General features: G+C 65.6%; 1 protein-coding gene. It reads right to left on the bottom strand.

Going from position 1 to position 1,923, the window contains the following annotated elements; translation table 11 throughout:
• Nucleotides 1-1,923 (bottom strand): condensation domain-containing protein (locus tag J3364_RS22510; protein ID WP_349560401.1); only part of this gene is annotated, 1,923 nt, incomplete at both ends.

Raw genomic sequence — 1,923 nt, 5'->3', positions numbered from 1 at the left:
GCGCCACCAGCATATCCGTGCCCCGCTCCAGGGCGACCCCGACCCGGCTTTCGGCACCGATGCCCTGCCCGATCAGCCAGTGGGCCAGGCGGTTGGCGCGGGTGTCGAATTCGGCGAAGGTCAGGCGATCGTCACCGTGCACCACTGCAATCGCGTCTGGCCGTTCCGACGCCTGATCGGCAATCAGGGCACTGATGGGGCGGGGATCGACCGTCGGATGCGCCGGCTGGTTCCATTGATCCCAGACCTGCTGTTCATCATCCGTCAAAAGCGGCAGCTCGCCCAGTCGCGTTTCCGGTGATGCGCTGATCACCGCCAGCAGGGCCTGTAGCTGATCCGCCATCCGCGCCACGGTCGAGGCGTCGAAGATGTCTGTCGCGAAATCCAGATAAGCGTCGATGCGGCCGTCCGCGTGTTCCTGAGTACCCAGCACCAGATCGAAATGGGCGTTTTCCGCCGGACACGACAGCGGCTCGCAGGCCAGTTCCGGCAGGTCAGCCAACGGACGCTGGTCGAAGACCTGATGGTTGTAGCTCACCTGGAACAACGGGTTGTGGCTCAAGCTGCGTTCCGGTTGCAGGGCTTCCACCAACTGCTCGAACGGCAGGTCGGCATGGGCCTGGGCGCCGTGCATCCGCTCACGTACCTGGGCCAGCAAGTCGCTGACCCGGTCGCCCGGCCGGATGTCCGCGCCCAGCACCAGCGTATTGACGAAGAAACCGATCAGTTCCTCCGTGCCCGGCTGGTGACGGCCGGACACCGGCACGCCGATGCGCAGTTCATGCTGGCCGCTCAGGCGATACAGCAGCGCTTCGAACCCGGCCAGGATGACCATGAACAGGGACGCCCGCTGGTCGCTTGCCGCCTCTCGTAATTGCGCTACCAACGCATCCGGCAACGTGAAGGCATGGCGCGCACCGCGACCGTCCCGCTGGGCCGGCCGGGGCCGGTCCGTAGGCAGATCCAGCGTAGGCTGCTCATCACCCAGTTGCGCTCGCCACCAGGCTACCTGTTCGGCGAGGGTGTCGCCTTCCAGTTGCTCCCGTTGCCACAGGGCATAGTCGGCGTACTGAACCGCCAACGGCGCCAAGTCCGACGGCGTGCCCTGCGTTTCCTGCCGATAGAACGCCACCAGTTCTTCCAGCAACCGCTGCATCGACCAGCCATCGGAGATGATGTGATGCATACAGAGCATCAGGCGCCACTCCGAATCCGCCGTCTGTACCAACGCCACCCGCCACGGCGGCATCGCTTCCAGGTCGAAGGGCTGGCGATTGAAATCGGCCAGCAGTTGCTGGAACGCCTCCTCCCGGTCTTCCACGGAGCGCAGGTCGTGCTGCTTCAGCGCCGGTGCCTCCGGCGACAGAACAACCTGTTGCGGTACACCGTCCTCTCCGTGACGGAAGACAGTCCGCAGACTCTCGTGGCGAAGCGAGAGGTTGGTGAACGCCCGGTCCAGGGCCGCCACATCGAGCTGCCCACGCAGCACCAGTCCTCCCGGCAGGTGGTAGGCACAGCTCTCAGGCTCCAGCTGCGCCAGGAACCAGAGGCGTTGCTGGGCAAAGGACTGGGGCACCACGGCACCCCGCTCGCGGGCCTGCAGGCCGTTCTCGTCCGCGGTGGTCTGCTCGATCGCCACCGCCAGTTCCGCCAGGGACGCCGACTCGAACAGCCGGCTCAACGGCAGCGTTCGTCCCAGCGTCTGCTGGATACGATGGACCAGCGTCACGCCCAACAGCGAATGACCGCCGAGGGAGAAGAAATTGTCCTGACGTCCCACTTGTTCGACGCCAAGGACCTCCTGCCATAGGGCCGCCAAAGTCCGTTCGGTATCAGTCTGCGGCGCTTCGTAATCGGCCGTCCCGAGCTCCGGGTCCGGCAACGCCTTGCGATCCAGCTTGCCGTTGGCCGACAGCGGGAAGG

It is taken from the genome of Marinobacter sp. NFXS9 (assembly GCF_040148665.1).
Taxonomy (GTDB): domain Bacteria; phylum Pseudomonadota; class Gammaproteobacteria; order Pseudomonadales; family Oleiphilaceae; genus Marinobacter_A; species Marinobacter_A mangrovi.
This window is presented reverse-complemented; position numbering and strand designations above follow the sequence as displayed.